This window comes from Xanthomonas sp. CFBP 8152 (assembly GCF_014199025.1).
Lineage (GTDB): Bacteria > Pseudomonadota > Gammaproteobacteria > Xanthomonadales > Xanthomonadaceae > Xanthomonas > Xanthomonas arboricola_B.
The window spans coordinates 177,178-202,009 of the sequence record NZ_JACHNO010000001.1; the positions used below are offsets into that span (position 1 = coordinate 177,178).

A 24,832-nucleotide genomic window follows, 5' to 3' on the forward strand; every position below is an offset into this window, starting at 1 on the left:
CGCAACTCGCCGCATCGTGCGGATGCATTCGACGTTTCCATAAACGGTTGCCTTTGTCGTGCCGATGCGAAGACGTCTTTCACCTGTGCCGTCGGCAGCCCGCCTTAGCGTTGGGTGGTACGCATCAACGCGACAGGAGATCCCATGAACACTGCCCATCAACACGCAACCGCGCCCGATCTGGCCGACGATCACGCCGACCAACGCAGCGAGAAGGAAAAGCAGGACGCCTTGCAGGACGGTGCGCTGGAAGAAACCTTTCCGGCCAGCGATCCGGTGTCGCCGTTCGTGCCGGCCAAGCCGCTGGACTGACCAGGCCATACGAGCCAGCAACGCAAACGGCGCGGTCATCGACCGCGCCGTTTGCATTTGCAGCGTTGCCGGCTGTTACGGCGTCAACACCACCTTGCGGCAATCATCCTGCTTCTTGTCGAACAGCTCATAGCCGCGCGCCGCATCGGCCAGCGGCATGCGATGCGAGATGATCGCGCTGGGCTTGAGGTCGCCATTGCCGATGCATTCCAGCAGATGCGGCATGTGCTTCTGCACATGGGTCTGTCCCATCTTGAAGCTCAATCCCTTGTCGAAGGCATCGCCGAACATGAACGCGTGGATGAAGCCGGCATACACGCCCGGCACGCTGACCACACCGCAGCGACGCGTTGCCGCAATGCACTGGCGGATTGCGACACCGCTGCTGCCCTCCAGCTTCAAGTTGGTCAGTGCGGTTTCGATGGTGCTGCCTTCGGCCTCGAAACCCACTGCTTCGATGCTGGCGTCCACGCCGCGGCCATCGGTTTGCGACACGATGACATCGGCGGGGTCGTCGACCTCATCGAAGTTGATCGGAATGACGCCGTAGGCCCTGGAAGCGAAGTCCAGCCGATACGCGTGCCGGTCGACCATGAAGATGCGCTCGGCGCCCAGCATGCGACAGCATGCCGCCGCCATCAGGCCTACTGGGCCGGCACCGAAGATCGCCACTGTCGAGCCCTGCTTGACTCCGGCATCGATGACGGCCTGATAGCCGGTCGGGAGAATGTCGGACAGGAACAGCACCTGCTCGTCGTGCAGTGCGTCAGGAACCACCAACGGCCCGACATTGGCCTTGGGTACGCGCACGTATTCGGCCTGACCGCCGGACAAACCGCCGTATAGATGACTGAAGCCGAACAGCGCCGCCGGCGGTCGCATGTCCTTGTGATTGAGGGCTGCACCCTTGCCGGTATTGGTCGTCTCGCAGGCGGAGAACTCCTGCAGCATGCAATGGAAGCAGCGCCCGCAGGCCACCACGAACGGGATCACGACACGGTCGCCCGGCTTGACCGCAGTCACGTCGGGGCCGACGTCTTCGACAATGCCCATGAACTCATGGCCGAGAATATCGCCGTGCCGCAGATCGGGAATCTTGCCGCGGTACAGATGCAGATCCGAGCCGCAGATGGCAGTGGCCGTCACGCGCAGGATGAGATCGTCGCGTTCGACCAGGATCGGGTCCGGCACGGTTTCGACCCGGACATCGCGTGAGCCGTGGTAGTTGAGGGCAAGCATAGGTGTCTCCGGAAAGCCGTCGGTACGCGGCAACGCTCAGCAGTGTTGATGGAGCGTCGTTAAGTCGATCAGCACGGCATGTGCGCACCGTGTGGACGCGTTCGATTGGCGACGCGGCGTTGATGCGCGTGTCACGTCTGGATAACCAACGCACTCGCACTCTCGGATGACGCGCTGAATCGCTCCCAGGTCATGCGTATGGCGACCATGCGACCCGACAATCAACGATCGTGCGTGATGCGATCAACCAGGAGACAGCAATGGGAATTTTGAAGATGGTAACCGCCGGTGCGGTGGGTTACGTGGCTTACCGGGCGTGGCAGCGTCGTCAGAGCGAAGCCGGTGAGGCAGCTAGCCCGAAGAGCAACGATCGCGACATTCAGCAGCAGACACTGAGCGCGCCGGGCAATGCGGGCAGCACGCCACCGCATGGCGATCCGCTCGGTAACGTTGCGGCAATCTCCGGCGATCGCAAGCAGGCACTTGGTGCCTTGGCCGTGTTCAACGAGCAGGAGCGCACGCTTGCACAACTGGCGGTCGTGAAGGAACTTGAGGGCGAGACGCTACAGTTTGCCCGCAAGATGGACGAGGCGCACAGTGCGGCACTGACCGATCTCAGCCGTTTTGCGCCGGACCGTAGCGGCACCCTGGCGCAGGCTGCATCCACCCGCGCCGACGGCACCCGCAAGCGTCTGGAAGGCCTGAACGGGAAGGAGTTCGAAACCCAGTACCTGCAGGCCAGCATAACCAGCCACGAGCAGGCGCTGGCGCTGCTGGACGCACAGCTGGCCAGCGAGCCGGGATCGACCGATCTGGGCAAGGAATTGCAGCGTGCCCACGAAACCATCGCCCAGCATCTGGAGCATGCCAAGTCCCTGCGTGCCAAGTCGACCAAGTCGCATTGATCGGCAGAAATCTGCCAGTTGAACGCTGGATGAGGTGTGGTGCGAGCAGACAGACAGGCAGCTTCGGCTGCCTGTTGCCGTCATGGGTATGATTGGCGTGTGCGCTCTACGTGCTGCATGCCGCGCATCGTCTGCATCGACTGATGCCAGGCAATCCGATCGCCAGGCGGTTGCCACAGCGCGCCAGGTGTAAGCGATTCGAATCGGGCAGCCTGGCGCTGCCACAGGCCTTCAGATACACCACGTGAGTCCACGTAGCTGTGCCAGGTGCCGTCTTCGACCACGCGGCCTTTCTGCGTTACCGATGCGATGCGGTCTCCTGCGGGACCACCGCAATCTCTTCGCGCAGGCTGTTCTGGCCGACGCTGCGGATACAGTTGCCATCGACCCGCACGCATCCGGTTTGCACATCGGCACGGCGCTGGATCGAGGCGGGTTTTGCGCACAAGCGCAGCGCAGGGTGGCGTTACAGCGTGACCGCGCCGCCGGCAATGGTCAGCAACGTGCCCGAGGTATAGCTGGCGGTGTCGGCTGCCAGCATCACATACGCCGATGCCAGTTCCACCGGCTGCCCGGGGCGCCCCATCGGCGTCTGACCGCCGAAGTTTTCCACCGACTCCTCATCCATGCCGGCAGGAATGAACGGCGTCCAGATCGGGCCTGGCAGCACCGCGTTGACGCGGATGTGCCTGTCGGCCAACACGCCTGCCAGGCCGATCGTCAGATTGGCCAGCGCGCCCTTGGTGGCGGCATACGGCAGGATGTTCGGCGTCGGTTTCTTGGATTGCACCGAGGCAGTATTGATGATGGAGCCGCCGTCGCTCATCAGCGGCACCGACAACTGCACCAGGTGGAACACGGCGTGCACATTGGTATCGAACGTCTTGCGCCATTCGTCCAGGGTGATGTCTTCGAAGCGCTGAAAATACTTCTGATAGGCGGCGTTGTTGACCAGGATATCCAGGCCGCCGAAGTTGCGGTCGACCTCTTCGATCAATGCTGCAGCCTGGGCAGGGTCGCTGATATCGCAGCCCACCAGCAATGCCTTGACGCCTGCCTTTTCGATCAATGCGCCGATCCTGGCAGCGTCTTCCTGCTCCTCGGGGAGATAGGCAATCGCCACGTCGGCGCCCTCGCGGGCGTACGCGATCGCCACCGCCGCGCCGATGCCGCTGTCTCCACCGGTGATCAACGCACGTTTGCCGGCGAGCTGCCCATGACCGACGTAACTGTCTTCGCCGTGGTCCGGGCGCGGATCCATTTTTTCGGTACGCCCCGGAAAGCTCTGCTGTTGCGGTTTGAACGGCGGGCGTGGGTAGTTGGGTACGGGCATGTTGCTCTCCTGACGGTGTGACGCATCACAATGAGTGACAGTGTGCGTCCGCAAACGTCAACGTGCGGGCTAGGTGATGTCGGCAGCGCGTGTGTTGACGACGCGCTGCGTGTGCATTCGAGGGGTGCTTCACGCCATCGCACAGCTTTGTTCACTGCTCTGCAATGCGTGCCGGCCTAGCGTGGGTCATGACCACAGGCAGGAGAACGACGATGGGCAGCGAACCGAAAAAGCCATGGGGCCCGGACGACGACCAGCAAAAGCCGTTTACGCCGCAGGAGCGGCGCAACGAGGAGGCGGGGCGGAAAGCCCACGACATGCCTGACGAGGACAGCAATGTGAACAAGGCCGATCCCGAACACGATTACGAACGGCCAGACGGCTCCGAGAAGCGCTGAGTCGCGTTTGGCGCGGCAATGGCGGCATTCGCGGTGCGCGCCTGGTACATGCAGACCCCGCATTGCTGTCACGGTGCTGGCCGGCCAACGCCACGCACATGTGTTTCATGGCTGGCGCGTGGGGGTGGGCATCACGCATCCGGTGGCCTTTCAGCTGGGCTTGCGCAACGCGTCAAGCGGTTGACCGAGGTCGGCTCAAGCGGGCAGCCCAGTTGTCGCTTCCTGCCGGAAGTGAGCTGATATCTCCAGCGCAGTCCGACGGCACCCCATGCCCAGGCTGCCCACCGTCCCTCACATACCCTGCACTTCTTGGCATGTGGTCACACTCGAAGCGCTTACCGGCCCCGACCATGACGCTTGGCACTGGCGGAAACCACAGCCGCGATGCGTACTTCTGCCAGACATTTACGGCGAGCTCGACTTGGGGGAGCGAGCACCATACGGCCGCGCAGCGGTGAACGCGATATGCCATCTCGTGGTGATGTGTGGGCGCGTTTTTCGCGTCGCCGTCACAATTCTCAACTGAACATGTACTAGCCATTGCGGACAGAAGCGCTCATGGACCGTCTTTCCTGCGCCATCATCGACGACGACGTGGAGTTCTGCGATCAGGTGGTTGAGTTAGCCACCGATAGCGGCTTCCGTGCCAAGGGGATCTATACCCTTGGCGAAGCCAGCCATTGGCTGGACAGCAACTTCCCCGACCTGTTGGTGGTGGACGTTGGCCTGCCCGACGGCAGTGGCTTCGATCTCATCGAACGGCTCGACCCGGATCACACGCCGCAGATCGTTGTGGTGTCGGGCGATTACGCCTATGAAACCCAGGGCCGCGCGCAGCAGTTCGGCGTCAGCGAATTCCTCACCAAGCCGTTCGCGCCCGAACGACTGGAACGCGTGCTCGGCGGCCTGCGTGAGGCCCAGCAAGGCAATCTGGGCATCAGCGGCAACAGTGACAGCATCGTGCTGTTGCGCAAGGACATCGTCCGCGTGGCACCGACCGATCTGAATGTGCTGGTGACCGGCGAAACCGGCACCGGCAAGGACCTGGTTGCGCGCGCGATCCACCGGGTTTCCGGCCGTCACGGTCGTTTTGTGCCGGTCAACTGCGGTGCCATTCCCGAAGAGCTGCTGGCCAGTCAGTTGTTCGGCCACGAGCGCGGCAGCTTCACCGGTGCCGATCGCCGGCATGCCGGATTTCTGGAGCAGGCGGCCGACGGCACGCTGTTCCTGGATGAAATCGGCGAGATGCCGCCCCGGCTGCAGGTCTATCTGCTGCGCGCGATCGAGTCGCGCAGCTTCATGCGCGTGGGTGGCAGCGAGGAAATTCCATTGGATGCGCGCGTGATTGCGGCAACGCATCAGCGTGTGCAGCGCGAGCATGGCGTGCTACGCGAGGATCTGTTCTACCGGCTCAACGAGTACCCGATCCAGGTACCGCCGCTGCGCGAGCGTCGCGGCGATGCGCGTCTGCTGGGTCTACGCGTGATCGATGAGCTCAACGTCAAGTACGGCACCCGCAAGCTGCCGACCAAATCGTTGTTGCGCTATCTGGCGTACCACACTTGGCCGGGCAACGTGCGCGAACTGCGCTCGTTCATCCGCTATCTGTACCTGCGCTCGGACGGCGATCTGTTGAGCGCGCCGGAGGTGGTGCACACCGTGCCGCAGGCCGACGAAGACGGCTTGCTGATTCCGGCAGGGTGGACCATGCGCCAGGCCGAGGACGCCATGATCGAAGCGGCATTGGCGCGCACGCGTTTCAATAAGAAGGCGGCGGCGCGCGAGTTGGGGATCAGCGTACGCACCTTGCACAACCGGCTCAGTGACAAGGACGCGTAATGAGCGATGCATCCCAGAGGCGGCGGCGCGAGCTGCTGCATCAGTTGCGCAACCGTCTCAACGTGATGGGCTTTGCGTTGTACGCCTTGCGCAACGAAACCTCCAAACCCATGGACACCTTGCGCACCACCCATCAGTCGGCCGTGGAGTTGCTCAATCAAATCGGCGAAGACGAGCGCGCCCTGCGCCAGGACGATGCGCTGTCAACCGATAGCACCGATCAGTAGTGCTCGGCAGCCTGGGCCTGGTTGCTCAGCAGCGCGGTGATCGTGCGCGGGTTGTACGGCTTCATGCAGTAGGACAGGTGCGCAAACCGCGGCGGTAGCGTGTAGCGGTCGTAGCCCGAGCAGAACGAGAACGGCACGCCGCGTTCCAGCAGCGCATCGGCGACCGGAAACACCGGTTGGCCGCGCACATTGACGTCGAGCAATGCACCGTCGATGCTCTGGCCGGAGGTCACCAGCGTCAGCGCCTCCGGCACGTTGCCCACCGGCCCGAGCACACAGACGCCGGCCTCCACCAACAGATCGTTGAGCGATTCGGCCAGCAGATAGTCGTCCTCCACCACGAGGATGCGACGGCCGTTGAGTGGGTTGTCCAGCATGGGGACTCCTAGAGCGGTGGCGCTGTCTGGCGACGCGCAAGCCATAGTGCGCGCCGCGTCGGTTAACGCCGCGCGTAAGCAGGCGCTTCCAGAACCGGTCCGCGCAAGGCGGATGTATCACGCAGACGCCGCGTAGCAGTAGAGGCAGGTTTGCGCCATCATTGACGATTGCGCCTCACGCCCGGCGCCGTTGATGCGATGGCTGCAATGACCGACGACGACACCTCCTGCGACGACACGGCAGCGACCCCTGCGCACGACGCCGTGGCGCCACCGCCGTTGTTCATTCTCGGTGTCGGTGCCGACGGCCTGGATGCCACGCGCCTGGCCGAACTTTTGGACGCGGTCGCCGGCGCGCCCAATCTGGTGGTCATGCTGTTGCTGCGCGATCGCCATTTGCTGGACGAGCCGCGCCTGCGCGAGTTGCTCGGGCCGCAATCCAGCCTGCTGCTGGCACCGGAGGATGGCGATACGCTGCATCCCGGACGCATTTACCTGCCGCCCAGCCAGACGCTGGTGACCCTGGAAGAAGGCCGGCTGCGGCTGCGTCCGTTGGAGGAAGCCAGCGATCACGGCCTGATCGACAGCTTCTTCGTTTCGATGGCGCACGACCAGGACGGCAACGTGGTCGGCCTGATCATGGGCCGCTTCGATGGCGACGGCACCCTGGGCACCGCCGCCATCAAGGAATGCGGCGGTCTGGCACTGGCGGTAGACGACCCGTCGTTGCACGGCATGGATCTGCGCAGTGCCGGCAACCCGGCCGCCATCAGCGACGACATCCTGCCGCTGCCGCGCGTGGCCGCACGCATCGCCGCGCATATGCGGCGCTACCACCGCTTCGGTCATCCGGCGCCGGTAGGTGTGCGCAAGGGCAGCGAAAACGACCAGCTCGGCCAGGTCGCCAGCATCCTGCGCAACGCCACCGGCCACGATTTCCACGGGTACAAGCGCGCCACGTTTCTGCGCCGCGTACAGCGACGCATGCAGGTAGTCCAGGTGGACACGCTGGAACAGTATCTGGAGCAGCTGCGCGGCCGCTTCGACGAGCCGCTGCTGCTGTTCAACGATCTGCTGATCGGCGTGACCCAGTTCTTCCGCGACCGTCGCGAGTTCGAGTTTCTGGAGCAGCAGGTGATTCCGCGCCTGTTCCAGGGCAAGCAGCCAGGCGACCACCTGCGGGTGTGGGTACTGGGCTGTTCCACCGGCGAAGAGGCGTATTCGCTGGCGATGCTGTTGCGCGAGCGTGCGCAGACGCTGGACGTGGCACCGCGCATCCAGATCTTTGCCAGTGACATCGACGGGCGGGCCCTGGCCATCGCACGGGTAGGGCGTTATGCGTCCAGCATCGTTGCCGATGTGGGACCGGAGCGCCTGCAGCGCTGGTTCGTCAAGGAAGGCGATACCTATGTGGTGAGCAAGCAGCTGCGCGAGCTGTGCGTGTTCTCGCAGCACAGCATCGTCAAGGACCCGCCGTTCTCGCGGCTGGATCTGGTGTCGTGCCGCAATCTGCTGATCTACCTGGATGCCGAGCTGCAGAATCGGGTGATCCCGGTGTTTCACTTCGCACTCAAGCCGGGCGGCTATCTGTTCCTGGGCAACGCCGAGAACGTCTCGCGGCATGCCAAGTTGTTCGCACCGGTGGAGCGCAGCTTCCGCGTGTTCCAGAAGATCGATGCCGACAGCCGCATGCATGCGACCTTGCCGTCGTCTTCGCTCGGACCCGACGGCCATGCGCCGGCGGCCACCCGCCAGCAGCGCAGTGCCAGCAATGCACTGGTGCGTGCCGGCGAGCGCATCGCCGATCGCTATGCACCGGCCTATGCGGTGCTGGACGAGCATTTCGATGTGCTGCACTTCTCTTCGCAGGCCGGGCGTTTCATCCGTCCCGGCGGCGGTGCGCCCAGTCTCAACCTGCTCAACCTCGTTCACCGCGACCTGCGGCTGGAGTTGCGCAGCGCGCTCAGCCGTGCCGAAGCGGACATGGCGCCGGTGCAGGCCAAGGGCATCCAGATGCACGAGGATGCGGCGACCTTGGCAGTGGATCTGTTCGTGGAGCCGACTTCGGATTCGGAGGTGCCGCGCGGCTATGTGGTGTTGTTCCAGGAAGTGGAAGCGCGCGAACTGGCCGAGCTGGCACCGCCGAAAGATAGGGTGTCCGACAACGCGCACGTGCGGGCATTGGAGAACGAGCTGCGCATGACGCGCGAGCGGCTGCAGTCGATGATCGAGGAGCTGGAAAGCACCAACGAGGAGCTCAAGTCTTCCAACGAGGAGTATCAGTCGCTCAACGAAGAACTGCAGAGCGCCAACGAGGAACTGGAAACCTCCAAGGAAGAACTGCAGTCGGTCAACGAGGAAGTCACCACGGTCAACGGCGAGCTGGCCCACCGCGTGCAGGAACTTGCGCATGCCAACAGCGATCTGAAGAACCTGCTGGAAAGCACCCAGATCGCCACCGTGTTTCTGGATAACGACTTGTGCGTCACCAACTTCACCCCCGCCGTCACCGATATCCTGCCGTTGGTGGAAAGCGATATCCACCGGCCGATCAGCAACATCAAGCTGCACGTGAGCTACGACGAGCTGCAGGACGATTTACGTCGGGTGATCCGTACGCTGGCGGTACTGGACCGCGAAGTGGAAAACCCCGCTACCCGCGCGCGCTACATGGTGCGCGTGCTGCCGTACCGCACGGTCAACAACTTCATCGGCGGGGCGGTGTTGACCTTCATGGATGTCACCCCGCTGACGCGCGCCGAGCGCGCGTTGCGCAGCAGCGAGCAGCGCCTGCGCACCTTGATGGAAGGCATCCCCCAATTGGTGTGGCGCTCGCTCGACGGCGGCCGCTGGACCTGGTCCAGCCCGCAATGGTCCAGGTATACCGGGCAACGCGATGGCCAGAGCCTGGAGCTGGGCTGGCTGCAGGCGGTGCATCCGGACGAGCGCGAACTGACCTTGAATGCCTGGCACGACAGCGTGCGCACCGGCGGGCTGGATGTGGAGCACCGCCTGTTCAATGCAGCCGAGGACCGCTACCGCTGGTTCCATACGCGCAGCGCGCCGGTGCTGGACGAGCGCGGCCAGGTGCTGGAGTGGCTGGGAACCTCGACCGAATCGGACAATCTGCGCCGTCTGCAGGACGAGCAGCGCGTGCTGGTCAGCGAATTGCAGCACCGCACCCGCAATCTGATCACCGTGGTGCAGTCGGTCGCCAAGCAGACCGTCCAGACCAGCCACAGCATGCCGGAATTCGCCGGCAGGTTCGATGACCGGCTCTCTGCATTGTCGCGTGTGCAAGGGCTGTTGTCGCAGTCGGACAACGTGCCCACCACCATCGGCGCACTGCTGCGCATGGAGCTGGATGCACTCGGCGCCGAGCCCGATCAACAGCGCATCGTGGTGGATGGCCCGGATGTGGCGCTGCGCAAGTCCACTGTGCAGACGTTGGCGCTGGCCTTGCACGAACTGGCCACCAATGCGCTCAAGCATGGGGCACTGGCGGTAGAGACCGGTACCTTGTCGGTTCGCTGGGACGTGGTGTCCAACAACGATGCCTCGGCACATCTGGTGCTGTCGTGGATCGAAGAAGGCGCCAGCCGGCAACGGCGAAACGATCGCGACCAGGCGGGCGGTTTCGGCCGCCGCCTGATCGAAAACGCCTTGCCGTACAGCCACGGCGCACAGACGCGTTACGAGCTCAGCGATACACGTCTGGAATGCGAGATCCAGTTGCCGTTGACCTCGCTGTACGACCAGTAGCGCACTGCACGCTCACCTGCAGTCTGTGTGCACTCAGGCAGGCGCTGCTGTGTCGATGTACGACATGCCGGGCATCCGGACGCGCCCTTCACGGAAAATCCTGCGCGTGCGTGCAGATGTTGCGACGGATTGGCACCTCGCAGCGCCGTTGATGCCACTGCCGTCATGCAAGAGCGTTGCAGTGCGCCGCTGCGTAGGAGCCAAGAACTTGGCGCGCATTATGCGTAACTCCTGCTGTCATCAAGATGTACGGCGGAGTGAACATGATTACGCGCATTCTTCAGTTGTCGGGTCGCGTTGCCAGCAATGCCTGGGTCGAAATCGGTGTCGGTGCCGATGCCGACATTCTGGTTGCCGACCGTGGCGGCAAACGCGAGGAGCGCGCAACCTTCGGCCGACGTGCTCCGGGGCAGCAGCGTTCGATCACGACGCAGGAGCCGGAGTGGCTGGGGCGCGTCGACCTGGCCATCTGGGAAACCCAACGCTGCCTGATCCCGCTGTGTGGATTTGCCTGCAGTGCATCGGCAGACGGCGCCACCTCGGCAACCTGGTTGAGTCAGGACGGTGGCGCGTCGTACGCGGCGGGTCTGCGCAATGTCATGGATATCGGCGGCCGCCTGCAGATGGGGTTTTCGCTATTGGTCGCGTCGTCGACCAGCCTGCCGACCCAGCGTCCGTTATGCATCCAAGGCGATGCCACGCATTGGCTGACGACCAGCGGCGAGGAGGCGATGTGTCGTCTCATGCCATGGCGGCTGGAGCGTTGCACCACCGCAGCAGGCGTGCGGCCCGAGTGGGCCAGCGAAGCGCGCCCCAAGCACGCCGCACCGATGTGAGGCGCGTCGGCACGCTGTGGCAACAGCAGGCCTGTCGGCCCGGTGTGTTTTTGGGCGTTCGGTAATACGTCGCACGCGCGCAGGCATCGTGTATCCAGCCACCTGTACTGCGTGGTCTTTGCAGGTCGGGCGCCGCCATCGCTGCGATGGTCATCCGCGAGACAACCTGTCTGTCGCCTGCTGTCCACATCATGTTGCGCATAAAAAAGCCCCGGTCGCGAACGACCCGGGCCAGTGCCAGCAACCGCTGTGGATGAAGATCAGCGTTGGATGTCGCCGGTGGTGGAGCCGGCGCCCGGGCCTGCGCCCAGGTCTGCACCGGTCACCCGATCCAGTTCCGGATTGGACAGCAGGCGCAGCGACATTGCATCCAATGCCTCGGTCTGGGTCGCATCCAGCGCAACCGTGGCCGAACCATCGCCACCGTCGACTGCGGATTGCAGCTCACGGTCTGCCACCACGTCCCACTGCTCGCCGGCATTCCACGGGCCGACCGTATCGCCTTCACCCTGCGACATGTTGTAGTAGATGTCGGTAAAGCGCGGGTCCCCCGGCAGCTTGCCAGGCGGGAAGTTCGGCTCGATCGAGTACAGCGCCTTCTCGAACGACTTCTGATGCGCCACTTCGCGCGTCATCAAGAAGCGCAGCGCATCCACGATGCCCGGGTCGTCGGTGACGGTGATCAGACGCTCGTAGACCACCTTGGCACGTGCTTCGGCAGCGATGTTGGAGCGCATATCCGAAGTAGGGCAACCGATCGAATCGACATAGGCCGAGGTCCACGGCACCCCGCTGGAATTGACCAGTGCCGGGCCACCACCGTAGAGGATCTGCTGGGTGTGGCTGGTGCTGTTCTAGGTCATGGAGCGCATCTCCATGGCCTCATCCATGCCTTCGGATAACACAGCCTTCGGGCCCTTGTTGAGCATGGCGATGATGGAGCCGATGATTTCCAGGTGGCTCAGTTCTTCGGTGGCGATATCGAACAACAGATCCTTGCGACCCGGATCGTCTTCGCCCAATGCCTGCGTAAAATACTGCATTGCTGCAACAAGTTCGCCTTGCGGTCCGCCGAACTGCTCGAGCATCAGCGTGGCCAGATCCGGATTGGGTTCGGCAACGCGAACGGTGTACATCAGACGCTTGTTATGCATAAACATGGATCGTATTTCCTGGCTGGCGCCCGGCGACAACTGCAACGCGGCATGCGCGCAGAAACCTGAGGCTGGCTACGGGTGGGGGTTGCCCGCGGGATGCGGACAAACGCAGGCGGCAGCGCCGCCCGCGCGATGCATCAGGCCGCTTTGCTGGCCTTGGCTGCTTTCTGATTGCCGCCCTGCTCGGCGAGCAACGTCAGCTTTTCATCTGTGGCTTTTTCTTCTTCCAGGGTCGAAAGCAGCAAGCTGACCGCGTCGGTATAGCCCAACTGCTTTGCAATCGCAGCGATGGTGCCGTACGAGGCGATCTCGTAATGCTCCACCTTCTGTGCGCCGCCGATCAGCGCCGCATCGCGCACGGGGCCTTCTTCGATCTCGTCGATCACCTCGCGGCTTTCCTCGACCAGACCCTCCATCGCGGCACACTTGATGCGCTTGAGCTTGATGCCGAGCAGTTCGACGATCTGGTCGATGCGTTCGATCTGGCCTTGGGTTTCTTCCAGATGCAGCTTGAACGCTTCTACCAGCTTGGGTTCGGTCGCCGCACGTGCCAGACGCGGCAGCGATTTGGTCAACTGCTTTTCTGCACTGTAGATGTCCGACAGTTCGTGGACGAAAAGCTCTTCAATTGTCTTGATCGCCATGGGCGGCTCCTTGGATGGATGAGTGGTTAAAACAGTGCGATGCACTGTGTGTGCGTCTTTGCCTTCGATTGCGAGCCAGCTGCGTCATCACCCCGGCATGGCATCGCCTGGTCAGGCGATGCCGCAAGGCAGCGTTGTTGTCGTGCTCGCTCAGGCTGTGTGGCGTGTCGCTAAGCTAGTCGTCGGCGTGTTAGCGCAATCGGTGGATGCGGTGATCCCGATGCGATGACGACCTGTGCCACAAGCTGTGCGCTGGCGATTGGCGGGCGATCGATGCGGTAGTGCCCAACCGTGGCCGTCGCATTGCATTGACCCAGGCCGATGCCGGCTTGCCGAGGCGCGTACGTGCAGTGCGCATGTCCACGGCCGCGCATCCCGCACTACCCAAGCGCGTGTGCTGACGTTGATCCCAGCTGCGCGGATGTCGATGCTGGCTCAGCGATTGCACCGGCAACGTGCGGCATGCACGACGGGGCATGCACGTCGTTGCAGACAGATGCGCTACAACTGAAGGCTCGTCCTTGCCCAGGGAATCGCCATGACGCCGTTGGACAAACCGCTACGCCGCGAGCTGCAGATCGGCGAACAGGCCTATACCTTGATCGTCGACCCGCGGGGTCTGAAGCTGGTCGAGAAAGGCCGACGCAAAGGCGTGGTGCTGCGGTGGGACGAGCTCGTCAGCGGCGATGCCGCACTGGCCCGCGCGCTGCAGGCCTCGCTTGGCGAGTCCTGATCGCAGCGCGCGGGCAAACTGACTCAGGCTGAGGGAAACAACCGTGCCAGCTCGCGGACCGCTGCTGCGGACGCTGCGTGATCCGGCGTGGCATCGGGGTTGTTGAAATCGTTGGCACCTTGCGACTGCACCAGCAAACCATCGCGGCGTGGCACAACATTGAGATTGTGGCCGCGCCAGACCAACCCGTAGGTCACTTCCGGCTGCGGAATCAGGCGCGCTGTCTGCCCGCGCACCGGGATGACGCTGTGGTCGCCAAGCAATGCCCGCGCACCATAGCCGGTGGCATTGACCAGGATCTTTTCGCGCAACTGGCCGAACTGGCGCGGATGCTCGAAGCTGCGCGTATACAGCTCGCCGCCGCCCTGCAGATAGTCGTCCATCAACAGCCGCGCATACGCACTGAGGTTGAAGGTCAGCTGGCTGTAGCGACGCACGAACGGTACCGGAAACGGATGGCCGCCGGGCGCGACCGGTTGCGAGCGCGGGCCGAGATCATCGAGCAGTTCGCGCTCCAGCGGCGGGTAGTCCGGCTCGTGCGCTTCGGCCGATGCGCTCGGTTGATCGAACGGCACATCCGACAACGCATACCCATCGCGCCACTCGATCGGATCGCCCGGCAGGCCCAGCAGGGTCTGGTAGCGGCGAAACGCGATGCGCGCCATCTCTTCCCAGCGGGTCCTGAAATCCGCGGTGGCGTGTTCGCTGGTGCACACGCGCGAATCCGGCGACCACACGCCGGTGGCATAGAACGAGCGCACGTCCGGCAGGCGCTCGCGCGCATAGATGCGCACGCGCAGGCCCGCGCGCTGCGCCACCAGCGCGGTGGTCAGCCCGATCGCGCCGCAGCCGATCACCGCCAGCTCGCGCGCATCCGCATCGGCGGCACGCACCAGCCGCAGTGCGTGCTCGGCCGCGCCCCACGACAACGACCACCCGCTGCCGCCGTGTCCGTAGTTGTGCACTACCGTCTTGCGACCGATGCGCTCGGCCTCGATCCGTGGCCCCTGCGCACGGAACGGACGGGTGCAGCCGTTGATCGCGATGATGCGATCGACCGCCGCACGGATCGGCGCCAGCGGCAGCGCAGCGGCGAACTGGTCGGGCGAAGCGCCCGGTGGCGCGGCGGGCAGTGGCGAAGACGGCGCAGCGGCAGGCTTGCCGGTGGCGGCCCAGCTCCCAGTAGAAGCGGCCGCGAGCGCAAGACCGGCGCTGTGCAGGAAATGACGACGGTGCATGCGACTCCTGAGCGAGGTGGACAAGGTGATCGGGGTAACGGCGGCTGCGCTATCGGCCACGCGCGGCGCGCGGCGCGCAGGATCCGTACAGGCCAGGCCCCGCGCTGCGCGCCAGCGACAGATGCCGCAAGGTCACCGACGCCGAGCATACCGCGCGCATCTGCACCTGCCACGGCCGACCAGGCCGGGTTTCGCACCGCGATCCGGGCAATTGGGGCCGCGCTGGCAGCCATTCGTCGCCCGGGGCTTTCGTCCGATCGCTTGCCGGCTATGCTCGCCGCGTCCCGATCCAACGAGCTCCCACCCGTGTCTGCCAGCGTCTTCCTGATCGTACGTATCGTGTTCGCCTGGGCTGCGGCATTGGTGGTGGCCGGGATCATGTGGGCGCAGCTGTTCGGCTCCACCGGCGCGTTCTTCGTGCTGATCTGCGTGGTGCTGCTGACGCTGGCCTTGATGAGTGCGATCACCCATGTGCGACGGGTGCGCCTGATCGCCGGGCGGCTGGATCACGACACCCTGTCGACCCGCCAGCGCCGCCAGATCGAGGTGCCGCTGGAGGTGCAGGCCAGCTTCGCCGTGGTCGAAGAGGCGGTGCGCGCGCTGCCGCGCGTGCAGGACATCGAATGCGCGCCCGGCAGCCTGCTGATCCGCGCCAAGGTGCGCCGCATCGACCCGTATGAAGGACGTCAACCTTCGCGCTGGAACCTGTTCGCGCGTTTTGCGATCAAGCGCAACCAGGTGCTGGTGACGATCGCGCCAGGGCAGGGCACCAGCAGCGTCACCGTGTTGTGCGAGCCCGACGCCAGCGCCTGGGTGGACCTGTTCGCGGTGGACGAAGGCAGCAATTTCGAGAATGCCGAGGCGATCAACCGCGCGGTGGTGCGCCGGGTCGGCGAGCAGCGTCGCGACGAGCAGGCCGCGGCCGAGCAATCGGTGATGGAAAAGGAATTGGCCGTGGCCCGCCTGAACTTGCTGCATGCCCAGGTCGAGCCGCACTTTCTCTACAACACACTGGCCAGCGCACAGGTGCTGGCACGCACCGACCCGCCGCGCGCGGAGATCATGATCGGGCACCTGATCCAGTACCTGCGTAGCTCGCTGCCCAGCGCCGACGGGGCCATCTCCACCCTGGGCGAAGAACTCGAACGCACCCAGGCCTATCTGGAAATCCTGCGCATCCGCATGGGCACGCGGCTGGCCCTGCAGGTGGAAGTGCCGTACGAGCTGCGCGCACTGCAACTGCCCTCGATGATGTTGCAGACCCTGGTGGAGAACGCGATCAAGCACGGGCTGGAACCCAAGCCCGGCGGCGGCACGATATGGATCCTGGCGCGTCGCGTCGACGACCACGCCACGCTGACCGTGGCCGACGATGGCCAGGGCTTCGGCACCCACACCCAAGGCACCGGCATCGGCCTGAAGAACCTGCGCGAGCGCTTGCAGCTGATCTATGCCGGCCAAGCCAGCTTTGCCATCGTGTCCAATTTCCCCAGCGGTGTGGCAGCCACGATCAGCCTGCCGCTGCCGGCACAGGTGCTGGCCACACGCATGCCGCCGCCGCTGCCCGACGCGCACACCCATGCCGCGCAGGTGCAGGCATGAGCGCGTTGCGTGCGGTGATCGCCGAAGACGAGGCGCTGCTGCGGCAATCGCTGCTGACCCTACTCGCGCAGGTGTGCCCGCAACTGCAGATCGTGGGCGAATGCGAAGACGGCGCCGGCGCGTTGGAGACCATCGCCGCGCAACAGCCCGATGTGGTGTTTCTGGATATCCGCATGCCCGGGCTCACCGGTATCGAGGTGGCGCGTGCGCTGCGCGAGGTCAGCCCGCGTACCCAGGTGGTGTTCGTCACTGCCTACGATCAGTACGCCATCGATGCGTTCGAACACGGCGCGGTGGACTATCTGCTCAAGCCGATCAGCCGCGAGCGCCTGCAGGCCACCTGGCAGCGCGTGCAACAGCGTGCCACCTCCGGCCAGCCGGATGCTCAGCTGCTGGAGGCCTTGCTGCAGCGCCTGTCCGCACGCCCTGCTGCCGCCGGTGCCGCGCCGCCGTTGGCCTGGCTCACCGCCAGCAGCGGCCGCGAGACGCGCCTGATCGCCCTGGACGAGGTGGCGTATTTCCAGGCCGACCAGAAATACACCGCAGTGATGACCGCCGCCGGCGAGGCGATCGTGCGCACGCCGCTGCGCGAATTGCTCGACGTGCTGGACCCGCAGGTGTTCAAGCAGATTCACCGCTCCACCATCGTCAACATGAAGGCGGTCGCCTCGGTGGTGCGCGAGGACACCGGCAAGGGTCGGCTGGCACTGCGCGGGCGCAGCGAAACGCTCACCGTCAGCCAGCCCTTCATGAGCCTGTTCCGCGGCATGTAAGTCCCCCGATCGCATCGACTGAAAGGATTGCTGATATGCGCCTGATCGCCTCCCTCGTGTATTGCCTGCTTGCCTTGGCCGGTTGCCACGACCGCAACGGCACCACCTCCATCACCCGCGCCACCAGCAATGGCCGGGACGTGATCTTCAGCAAGACCCTGGCCACCGCCACCGACCTCAACGTGCACTGCCTGGCCAGTAGCAGCGGTCGCTGCCATTACCTGGTCTACGAGGAGCACTGCGCCGCGCCCGCCGCGGGCCAGACCGCGGGCACGCCGGCCTGCGCACGCACAACCCTGGACAGCTTTGCGCTGACCCCCGGGCAAGTGCGCGAATTGCGCGGCATCCCGCGTCAGGCGCATACCTGTGTGGATGCCAGCGCGCCCAGCGCCGATTGCCATGGTTGAGCGAGCGGCCTGCTAAAACAGGTTCCGTCTGTGTGGCGGGGCACGGATGCAAACGCACGCAAGCCTGAATACGCACTGACGATCAACGGCCGCTTCTGCGATCATTGCGAGCTTGTTGCCGGTTCACGGCGTCCTCACTGCCAGGCTTCTCATGTCCGAACAATCGCTACGCCGCGACGTTGGCCCCTTCGCCCTCATGCTCACCGGCCTGGGCTCGATCATCGGTTCCGGCTGGCTGTTCGGTGCCTGGCGCGCTGCCGGCCTGGCCGGCCCCGGTGCGATCTGGGCCTGGATCCTGGGTGCAGCGATCATCACCACCATCGCGCTGTCCTACGCGGAACTGGGCGCGATGTTCCCCGAGTCCGGCGGCATGGTGCGCTACAGCCATTACTCGCACGGCTCGCTGGTGGGCTTCATCGCCGGCTGGGCCAACTGGATCGCGATCGTGTCGGTGATCCCGGTGGAGGCCGAGGCCTCGGTGCAGTACATGGCCTCCTGGCCATGGGCCTGGGCGCAGGGCCTGTATGTGCAGGCACCCGGCGGGGCGGGGGAGTTGTCGGTGCCCGGCCTGCTGATCTCGGCGGTGCTGGTGCTGGTGTATTTCTTCCTCAACTTCTGGAGCGTCAAGCTGTTCGCGCGCTCCAATACCCTGATCACCGTGTTCAAGCTGGTGGTGCCGGCGGCGACCGGCGTGGCCTTGATCGCCAGCGGCTTCCATAGCGAAAACTTCAGCGTCGGCATCCACGGCGATGCGCACGTGATCGACCTGGCCGCGGTGCTCACCGCGGTGGCCACCGCCGGCATCGTCTTCAGCTTCAACGGCTTCCAGAGCCCGGTGAACCTGGCAGGTGAAGCACGCAACCCTGGCCGTAGCATTCCGTTCGCGGTGCTGGGCTCGATCGCGCTGGCCACCGTGGTCTACGTGATCCTGCAGGTGGCCTACATCGGCGCGGTGCCGCCAGACCTGCTGGCCAAGGCTGGCTGGCACGGCATCGATTTCCGCTCGCCGTTTGCCGAGCTGGCCATCATCGTCAACCTGCATTGGCTGGCGATGCTGCTGTACATCGATGCGTTCGTCAGCCCCAGCGGCACTGGCATCACCTATACCGCCACCACCGCGCGCATGGTCTACGGCATGGAAAAGAACGGCACCATGCCGTCGGTGCTGGGCAAGCTGCATCCGGTCTGGGGCGTGCCGCGCATGGCGATGTTCTTCAACCTGGCGGTGTCGTTCGTGTTCCTGTTCTTCTTCCGCGGCTGGGGCACGCTGGCGGCGGTGATCTCGGTGGCGACCATCATTTCCTACCTCACCGGCCCGATCAGCGCGATGGCGTTGCGCCGTCATGCGCCGGAGCTGCATCGCCCGCTGCGCATCGCCGCGCTGCCGGTGCTGGCCGGCGTGGCCTTCGTGATGGCGACCGAGCTGCTGTACTGGGCGCGCTGGCCGCTGACCGGCGAGATCATCCTGCTGATGGTCGTGGCGCTGCCGGTGTACTGCTACTACCAGGCCAAGCAAGGCTGGCCGGATCTTGGGCGCAACCTCAAGGGCGCGGCCTGGATGATCTGCTACCTGCCGACGATCGCGCTGCTGTCCTGGGCCGGCAGCAGCGACTTCGGCGGGCATGGCTACCTCAGCTACGGCACCGATCTGGCGGTGGTCGCGGCGGTCGGGGCGGTGTTCTACATCTGGGGCGTGCGCAGCGGCTGGCGTACGCCGTCGGTGGAGAAGGCCGTCGCGCGGGCGTAAGCGTCTGACCGCTGATTGCTGACGACGGATCGAGCAGGCGCCAGTCTTCGGGCGCCGCAAACAGGAACGGCCGGTGCACTGCACCGGCCGTTTTCTTGTTAGCCGCCGCACACGCCATCGGGTGCGGTAATTGGCGCTGCCCGGCAGCGCACCCGGTGTCGCGGGCGGATCAATCAGCACGTTCCACCAGACACGCAGGGTTGTCGGGGTCTCCCGGCAACCCTGCGTCCATCGCGCAACCGCTACGCCAGCGTCCCTGCCGCGCTATGGGTAGTGGAATTGGTCACCAGGCGCGGCGCACCATCGAAGCGGTCCAGATCGCGCAACAGTTCGGTGTAGCGGCGCAGCCGCCCCATCTCGCGCATGTTGACGATGTCCTCGTGGCGCAGCTCGCGCTTGGAGGTCACCTCCTGCTTGTAGCGCAGCACTTCCGGGTAGCGGCGCGTCATGTCCAGCGCATCGGCCACGCATTCGACCGAGTCGGCATCCGGGGTGACCCGCGCGCGGCTGTTGAAGGCGCGCAGCCAGCGTTCGAAACCGGCGCTGTGGTCGAACAGATCGGCGATGTACCACATGACGAACAGGATCGAGGCCCACGAGGTAAAGATGATCACCACGCGGCTGAAGGTGAGGTGGTAGTCGTTCTGCCAGAGCTGGTGGGTGATCACGCCCAGCAGCACCAGCGAGATCGCCTGCCAGCCGATGATCGAGGCGATCACCCATTGCTTCTTGGCCACCTTGAGCAGATTGAGCTCCTGGTCGAGCTGTTCGTCGCTCTTTTCGCGCCAGTGCGCGACCTGCTCGTCGAAGGAGAGCCGATGGAGTGCGTTGTCCTGCAATAGCAGGCCCAAACCCTGGAACAAAGCGATCATGACAAGCTCCTGACGGATGGCTGGTACGAACGACTTGCTGCACCCGGCAACGCGCCGGTGCCCTGGAGCGACCGGGCAGACGGCTGGCAGTGATGCAGGCCGGTGCGCGGACGGCCCTAGTTCTAGCACTTTCGCTGTGCTTGGCAATGCCTGCTGCGAGCCGACGGCGGCCCAATGCTGCGCACCGGCGCACAGATCGCGGTATTCAGGCGCTTTGCAGCATTTGCCGGGCGGCTGCAGCTGCGATGCGCCGCCATTCTTGCTGCACTGCACACCCGCGCCTGCGTGATTGCATCCGTGGCGGTTGCGACCGGTGCGACCCAGTCCGGCGTACAGATCGCGTGAGCGCCGCGCAAGCATGCATGCCGCGCAAAATCCCGCGACAGGCGGGCAAGTCCCCGTCGAGACGGTCGGCGCGCATGGATACGAGCAGCGCACACGGCGCCGCCTTTCACCAATCCCAAATCCCCAATCCCCAATCCCAGCCCCTCAGCGCCACGACGCGGTCTTGCAGCCGCCTACGTATCCTTGTGTGCATGTCAGCCGTCCTGCGTACCCTCACTGCCCCCGCCGCCAGGCAGATCCAGCGCTGGGTGCTGGGCGCGTTTCCCCGTGGCCAGAGCACTATCGACTACGACCAGCCCCTCGGAGATACCGGCATCTTCGGGCCCGACAGCGTCACCTGGCGCGTGCATTCCGAATTCCCCGGCATGTTGTCCGGCGGACTGTGCGCATTGATGCTGCAACTGCTGCATCCACGCGCGCTGGCCGGGGTCTACGACCATTCCAACTTCCGCGCCGATTTGATCGGGCGGCTGCGGCGCACCACCAATTTCGTCGCCGGCACCACCTACGCCCCGCGCGCCGAAGCCGAGCAATTGATCGCCCGCGTGCGCAGCATCCATTCGCATATCCACGGCCACACCGCCGACGGCGTGCCTTACGACGCCAACGATCCGCAGTTGCTGACCTGGGTGCACGTCACCGAAGCCTATGGTTTTCTGCAGGGCTGCCGACGTTACTGCCGTGATGTGCCGGCGCGCATCGCCGATCGTTACTACGACGAAGCGCGCCGCGTCGCCGAAGCGCTGGGCGCCACCGATGTGCCCGCCAGCGAGGCGCAGGTCGATGCGTATTTCGCCACTGTGCGCGGGCAGTTGCGCATGGATACGCGCTCGCGCGAAGTGCTCGACATCCTCACTAGCATCCAGCTGCCGGTGCCGGCGGCCGGTCTGTCGCGCGGCGTGTTCCTCGGTGCCGGCACCGCTTTGTTGCCGGGTTGGGCCAGCGACATGCTCGGCCGCACCACCACGCAGCGCGCACAGGGACATGCGTCGGCGCGGCTGCTGCGCAGTCTGTCGCCACTGTTCCGCACCGCGCTCCGCGACGGGCTGTCCGCACGCGCGTGCCGCCGCATGCAGCTGCCGCAGACGATGTTGCTGGAGTGGCCTGGGGAGCGGTGAGTGCGGGTGCTTGCCTGGTGTGCAGGGCGGTGGTGTGACGCGGGGGCTGGCTACCAGATCCGCACCCGCTGCGCGGGCGCCAGATATAACTGCTCGCCCTGCTGTACATCGAACGCCGGATACCAGGCATCGAGATTGCGCACGGTCTGTGCACGGAAGCGTCCGGGTGCGTGCACGTCGGTGAGTACGGCATTGCGTAGCGCCGCGTCGCGATACTTGCCGCGCCAGGCCTGCGCAAAGCCCAGGAAGAAACGCTGATCCGGGCTGAAACCGTCGATGGTCTGCGGTTGCTTGCCCTGCAACGATAGCTGATAGGCATCGTAGGCAGTCGCCAGGCCGGCCACATCGGCGATGTTCTCGCCCAGCGTCAGCTTGCCGTTGACGCTCAGGTCGTCGAACGGCTTGTACGCACTGAACTGCGCGGCGAGCGCATTGCCGGCGGCCTCGAACTTTTTCAGATCCTGCGGCGTCCACCAGTTGTGCAGCTCGCCATGTTCGTCGAATTGCGCGCCCATGTTGTCGAAGCTGTGGCTGATCTCGTGGCCGATCACCGCGCCGATGGCGCCATAGTTCACCGCGTCGTCGGCCGCCGGGTCGAAGAACGGCGGCTGCAGGATCGCTGCCGGAAACAACAGGCGGTTTTCCAACGGCACGTTCAGCGCGTTGACCTCCTGTGGCAGCATGTACCACTCGCGGTGATCCACGGTCTTGCCCAGCTTGGCCAGATTGCGCCGGTACTCGAACAGTTCGGCGCGCTGCACATTGCCCAGCACATCGTCGCGGCGCACCTCCAGCCCGCTGTAGTCGCGCCAGGTGTCCGGATACCCCACCGCCACCGTCAGCCCGGAAATCTTGGCCTTGGCATGCTGTTTGGTCTGCGGACTCATCCACTCCAGCGCGTCGATGCGTTTGCCGAAGGCGGCGACGATGTTCTTGACCATCTCCTCGGCACGCGTCTTGGTCTGGGCGCTGACGTACTTCTGCACATAGCGCTCGCCCACCGCTTCGCCCAAGGCCGCGTTGGTGGCATCGATGCCTCGCTTCCAGCGCTGCCGTTGTTGCGGCGTGCCTTCCAGCGTGGCGCCGTAGAACGCAAACCGCTCATCGGCGAAGGCCTTGGACAGATACGGCGAAGCGCGGTCCAGGGCGCGAAAGCTCAGGTAATCCTTCCAGGTCTGCAGCGATTCGGAACGCACCAGCGCCGACAACCCGGTCACCGCCCCGGGCTGCCAGACGATGAAGTCCTGCTGCGCCTTCAGGCCGGCCGCGTCGAAGAACGGCGCCCATTCCAGGCCAGGTGCATTACGCGCAAAGTCGGCCTGTTTCCAGGCGTTGGCGCCGGCCTGCACGTTGTTGGTCTGTTCGGCGGTGGCGTGCACGCGGGCCATCGCGGTTTCCAGTGCCAGGATGCGCTCGGCCCTGGCCGCCGCGTCATCGATGTCGGCCAGGTCCAGCAGCTTGACGATGTGCGCGCGGTAGGCGTCGCGCATCTGCGTCATGCGTCCCTCGTCCAGATAGAAGCTGCGGTCCGGCATGCCCAGGCCGCCTTGCACCAGATACGGCGCATAGCGCCCCGGGTGATGCAGATCTTGCGAGATCCACAGACCGAACAGCCGGTCGGTATGGAAATTGGTGGAGTTGAGCAGGTCCACATCGGCGCGCAGCTGCCCGCCCAGGGTGCGCGCCAGCGCCTGTTTGTCATCTAGCCGCGCAATCGCGTCCAGTTCCGGTTGCACCGGGCCTGCGCCCTTGGCCTCGATCCCGGCTTCGTCCATGTAGGCCGCGTAGTAATCGCCAATCTGCTTGTCTTCCCCGGTGACACGGTCGTTGGCGGCGGCGCCTTCGATGATGTCGCGGCTATGTTGCTCGGTCGCGATCGCGATGCTGACAAAGCTGTTGAAGCTGGAGCGGTCGTCCGGGATCTGGGTGGTTCTGACCCAGTTGCCGCTGGCGTAGCTGAAGAAGTCGTCGCCTGCCGACACGCTGCGGTCCATGCCTGCCGCATCGAAACCGAAATCGCCCAGCTTCGGCGTGGTGGGCATGGGCTTGGCGTGCGTCGCCGGTGAGGTGTCATCGCGGTGGCACGCGGCGGTGCTCAGCAGGGCAGCCGACAGCGCAGCGATCAGGACAGGACGGTGCAAAAGAGCCATGCGAGCGCAACTCGGAAAACGAAAAACAGACGTGCCAGTGTAAATTGCCGCCGACGCCACGTCCCGGCGCGATGGCAGCGCGCACCCGGTGCAGCAGCCCTGCGGACACGCGCGGTTCAGCGCCGGCGCTGGTACCAGAAGCCCAGTGCATCGCGGGTCTGCAGCATGCTTCGCCCACGCCACAGAAAGCGCAGCAGCAGGCTCAGGTGTTCGCGCTTGGAAAAGCTGCGCAGCTTGCGGTCGGAGGTATGCACGGTCTGGCGCAGGATCACGAACCGCCCGCAGCGTGCCAGCGCGCGGCTCAGTGCCACATCTTCGCCGGCGTAGTAACGCGTATCGAAACCACCGGCGCTGACGAATGCGGCGCGCGTGCAGAACAGGAAGCAGCCCGGCGCAATGCCGCCGAGACGGAACAGCCAGCCGAACGTCGCCTGCGCCATGCGCTCGAACCACGCGCGCCTGCCTTGCAGATGCACCTGTGCGCCACCGCCGACCGCGCCGGCATCCAGCGCCGCCAGCGCCGCGCCGACCACCTGCGGGTCGATCAGCGTATCGGCGTCCAGAAACAGCAGGCGGTCGCCTTGCGCCTGCTGCGCGCCGGCATTGCGGGTGGCGGCGATATGACGCAATTGCACGTCCAGCACCCGCGCACCGGCCGCGCATGCAATGGCGGCAGTGTCGTCTTCGCAGGCATCGGCCACCACGATGACCTCGTAGTCCAGCTGCATGGCCTGCGCACAGGCGTGCAGGCAGTGCAGCGTCTGGCCGATCAGCGCGGCCTCGTCATGGGCGGGGATCACGACAGACAGCATGGGCAG

The 24,832-nt window shown here is 65.0% G+C and carries 22 protein-coding genes and 1 pseudogene; 14 read left to right on the forward strand and 9 right to left on the reverse strand.

Annotated elements, in window-relative coordinates; translation table 11 throughout:
* The first annotated feature begins 144 nt into the window (after positions 1 to 144).
* Entirely contained in the window at positions 145 to 312 is a 168-nt protein-coding gene (locus tag FHT09_RS00795; protein ID WP_181126177.1) for a hypothetical protein, read from the forward strand.
* Positions 313 to 387: 75 nt separating this feature from the next.
* On the opposite strand, the gene FHT09_RS00800 is transcribed toward FHT09_RS00795, so the two are convergent.
* Positions 388 to 1,551: a zinc-dependent alcohol dehydrogenase gene (locus tag FHT09_RS00800; RefSeq protein WP_104607116.1), complete on the reverse strand. Its 1,164-nt coding sequence runs from the start codon at positions 1,549 to 1,551 to the stop codon at positions 388 to 390.
* Positions 1,552 to 1,811: 260 nt separating this feature from the next.
* Between FHT09_RS00800 and FHT09_RS00805 the strand changes: the two genes are divergently transcribed.
* Positions 1,812 to 2,456 (forward strand): DUF4142 domain-containing protein, encoded by a 645-nt coding sequence (locus tag FHT09_RS00805; protein WP_104607115.1) that lies wholly within the window; start codon positions 1,812 to 1,814, stop codon positions 2,454 to 2,456.
* A 466-nt stretch (positions 2,457 to 2,922) separates the two neighbouring features.
* On the opposite strand, the gene FHT09_RS00810 is transcribed toward FHT09_RS00805, so the two are convergent.
* A complete protein-coding gene (locus FHT09_RS00810; RefSeq protein WP_104607114.1) occupies positions 2,923 to 3,789 on the reverse strand; it encodes an SDR family oxidoreductase in 867 nt (288 codons plus the stop codon).
* Positions 3,790 to 3,977: 188 nt separating this feature from the next.
* On the opposite strand from FHT09_RS00810, the gene FHT09_RS00815 reads away from it, so the two are divergent.
* The 3 genes from FHT09_RS00815 to FHT09_RS00825 all read left to right on the forward strand — a co-directional run bounded on the left by FHT09_RS00815 (position 3,978) and on the right by FHT09_RS00825 (position 6,253).
* Positions 3,978 to 4,187, forward strand: coding sequence for a hypothetical protein (locus FHT09_RS00815; RefSeq protein ID WP_181141428.1), 210 nt, complete (start codon positions 3,978 to 3,980; stop codon positions 4,185 to 4,187).
* A gap of 558 nt (positions 4,188 to 4,745) precedes the next feature.
* Complete coding sequence (locus FHT09_RS00820) at positions 4,746 to 6,026, forward strand: sigma-54 dependent transcriptional regulator (protein ID WP_181141427.1); 1,281 nt, start codon at positions 4,746 to 4,748, stop codon at positions 6,024 to 6,026.
* Positions 6,026 to 6,253, forward strand: coding sequence for a hypothetical protein (locus tag FHT09_RS00825; protein ID WP_181141426.1), 228 nt, complete (start codon positions 6,026 to 6,028; stop codon positions 6,251 to 6,253). The genes FHT09_RS00820 and FHT09_RS00825 overlap by 1 nt, the downstream gene beginning before the upstream one ends.
* Here the strand turns inward: FHT09_RS00825 and FHT09_RS00830 are convergent.
* The gene (locus FHT09_RS00830) at positions 6,247 to 6,630 is read right to left on the reverse strand and encodes a hypothetical protein (RefSeq protein ID WP_104607112.1); all 384 of its coding nucleotides are present in this window, start codon (positions 6,628 to 6,630) and stop codon (positions 6,247 to 6,249) included. The two genes, FHT09_RS00825 and FHT09_RS00830, sit on opposite strands and share 7 nt — an antisense overlap.
* 207 nt (positions 6,631 to 6,837) lie before the next feature.
* Between FHT09_RS00830 and FHT09_RS00835 the strand changes: the two genes are divergently transcribed.
* Entirely contained in the window at positions 6,838 to 10,392 is a 3,555-nt protein-coding gene (locus tag FHT09_RS00835) for a CheR family methyltransferase (protein WP_184416811.1), read from the forward strand.
* Positions 10,393 to 10,655: 263 nt separating this feature from the next.
* Positions 10,656 to 11,228 (forward strand): hypothetical protein, encoded by a 573-nt coding sequence (locus FHT09_RS00840; RefSeq protein WP_104607133.1) that lies wholly within the window; start codon positions 10,656 to 10,658, stop codon positions 11,226 to 11,228.
* A gap of 260 nt (positions 11,229 to 11,488) precedes the next feature.
* On the opposite strand, the pseudogene FHT09_RS00845 reads toward FHT09_RS00840, so the two are convergent.
* Positions 11,489 to 12,388 (reverse strand): annotated as a pseudogene (locus FHT09_RS00845) (manganese catalase family protein).
* 134 nt (positions 12,389 to 12,522) lie between these two features.
* Positions 12,523 to 13,029, reverse strand: a complete 507-nt coding sequence (locus FHT09_RS00850; RefSeq protein ID WP_104536416.1) for a ferritin-like domain-containing protein — start codon at positions 13,027 to 13,029, stop codon at positions 12,523 to 12,525.
* Positions 13,030 to 13,567: 538 nt separating this feature from the next.
* On the opposite strand from FHT09_RS00850, the gene FHT09_RS00855 reads away from it, so the two are divergent.
* Positions 13,568 to 13,762, forward strand: coding sequence for a hypothetical protein (locus FHT09_RS00855; protein ID WP_104536415.1), 195 nt, complete (start codon positions 13,568 to 13,570; stop codon positions 13,760 to 13,762).
* Between the two features lie 23 nt (positions 13,763 to 13,785).
* Here FHT09_RS00855 and FHT09_RS00860 read toward each other — a convergent pair whose 3' ends face one another.
* Positions 13,786 to 15,000, reverse strand: a complete 1,215-nt coding sequence (locus FHT09_RS00860; protein WP_104607108.1) for an FAD-dependent oxidoreductase — start codon at positions 14,998 to 15,000, stop codon at positions 13,786 to 13,788.
* A 306-nt stretch (positions 15,001 to 15,306) separates the two neighbouring features.
* Here FHT09_RS00860 and FHT09_RS00865 point away from each other — a divergent pair, with 306 nt between their 5' ends.
* The 4 genes from FHT09_RS00865 (at position 15,307) to FHT09_RS00880 (ending at position 19,529) form a co-directional block, all read left to right on the forward strand.
* Complete coding sequence (locus FHT09_RS00865; RefSeq protein ID WP_181126173.1) at positions 15,307 to 16,602, forward strand: histidine kinase; 1,296 nt, start codon at positions 15,307 to 15,309, stop codon at positions 16,600 to 16,602.
* Complete coding sequence (locus FHT09_RS00870) at positions 16,599 to 17,375, forward strand: LytTR family DNA-binding domain-containing protein (RefSeq protein WP_104607109.1); 777 nt, start codon at positions 16,599 to 16,601, stop codon at positions 17,373 to 17,375. Before FHT09_RS00865 ends, FHT09_RS00870 begins: the two co-directional genes overlap by 4 nt.
* A 35-nt stretch (positions 17,376 to 17,410) precedes the next feature.
* Positions 17,411 to 17,782 carry a hypothetical protein gene (locus FHT09_RS00875; protein ID WP_104607110.1) on the forward strand — a complete coding sequence of 124 codons (372 nt, stop codon included), beginning with the start codon at positions 17,411 to 17,413 and terminating at the stop codon, positions 17,780 to 17,782.
* A gap of 151 nt (positions 17,783 to 17,933) precedes the next feature.
* The gene (locus tag FHT09_RS00880) at positions 17,934 to 19,529 is read left to right on the forward strand and encodes an APC family permease (RefSeq protein ID WP_026064004.1); all 1,596 of its coding nucleotides are present in this window, start codon (positions 17,934 to 17,936) and stop codon (positions 19,527 to 19,529) included.
* Positions 19,530 to 19,771: 242 nt separating this feature from the next.
* Here the strand turns inward: FHT09_RS00880 and FHT09_RS00885 are convergent, their stop codons facing one another.
* A complete protein-coding gene (locus tag FHT09_RS00885; RefSeq protein ID WP_258077269.1) occupies positions 19,772 to 20,401 on the reverse strand; it encodes a hypothetical protein in 630 nt (209 codons plus the stop codon).
* Positions 20,402 to 20,575: 174 nt separating this feature from the next.
* Between FHT09_RS00885 and FHT09_RS00890 the strand changes: the two genes are divergently transcribed.
* Positions 20,576 to 20,746, forward strand: a complete 171-nt coding sequence (locus FHT09_RS00890) for a hypothetical protein (protein ID WP_155407455.1) — start codon at positions 20,576 to 20,578, stop codon at positions 20,744 to 20,746.
* Between the two features lie 191 nt (positions 20,747 to 20,937).
* Complete coding sequence (locus FHT09_RS00895; protein WP_104607111.1) at positions 20,938 to 21,864, forward strand: oxygenase MpaB family protein; 927 nt, start codon at positions 20,938 to 20,940, stop codon at positions 21,862 to 21,864.
* Between the two features lie 50 nt (positions 21,865 to 21,914).
* On the opposite strand, the gene FHT09_RS00900 is transcribed toward FHT09_RS00895, so the two are convergent.
* Together FHT09_RS00900 and FHT09_RS00905 are read right to left on the reverse strand one after the other, a co-directional pair.
* Positions 21,915 to 23,978 (reverse strand): M13 family metallopeptidase, encoded by a 2,064-nt coding sequence (locus FHT09_RS00900; RefSeq protein ID WP_104607135.1) that lies wholly within the window; start codon positions 23,976 to 23,978, stop codon positions 21,915 to 21,917.
* A gap of 152 nt (positions 23,979 to 24,130) precedes the next feature.
* Positions 24,131 to 24,826 (reverse strand): glycosyltransferase, encoded by a 696-nt coding sequence (locus tag FHT09_RS00905; RefSeq protein WP_184416813.1) that lies wholly within the window; start codon positions 24,824 to 24,826, stop codon positions 24,131 to 24,133.
* Positions 24,827 to 24,832: the final 6 nt, after the last annotated feature.